1 protein-coding gene is annotated in these 701 nt (G+C 69.5%); it reads right to left on the bottom strand.

The window, feature by feature from the left end; translation table 11 throughout:
- On the bottom strand, nucleotides 1-701 hold a 701-nt coding region (gene glgP, locus AC1DJW_RS26500; protein WP_476902957.1), incomplete at both ends, for an alpha-glucan family phosphorylase.

The raw sequence follows: 701 nt of genomic DNA on the forward strand, positions 1-701 counted from the left end.
CAGGCCTCCAGGGGCCGGAGCGGGTTGTTCAGCCACACGTCGCAGCCCGGGAACAGGGTGCGGGCCATGGCGATGTCGTAGTTGGGCAGGAACACGATCCGGTGCCGCACGGCGGGGTCGTCGGTGAACTTCACCAGGTCCTGGATCATCTTCTTCCCGGCGTCGTCGGCGGGGTGGGACTTGCCGGCGATGACCAGCTGGATGGGGTGCTTCGGGTGCAGCAGCAGCGCCTTGAGCCGGGCGGGGTCCCGGAGCATGAGGGTCAGGCGCTTGTAGGTGGGCACGCGCCGGGCGAAGCCGATCGTCAACACGTCCGGGTCCAGCACGGTGTCCGTCCAGCCCAGCTCGGCATCGGCCGCGCCGCGCTTCTTCCACGCCGCCCGGAGCCGACGCCGGACATCCTCCACGAGGGAGACGCGGAGTTGCCGCCGCAGCGACCACACGTCCTCGTCGCTGACGTTGTAGGCGAGATCCCAACGGCCCAAGGCCTCGGCCTCGGTTCCAAACTGCTGGCGGGCCAAGGCGGAGATGCGCGGATCCACCCAGGTGGGGACGTGGACGCCGTTGGTGACGGAGGTGATGGGGATTTCGGAGTGGTCGAAGCCTGGCCAGAGCCCGGAGAACATCTCGCGGGAGACCACCCCGTGGAGTTTGGCCACGCCGTTGGCCCGCTGCGCCAGGCGCAGGCCCATGACGGCCAT

The sequence above is a fragment of the Arthrobacter sp. 05L417 genome (assembly GCF_056397865.1).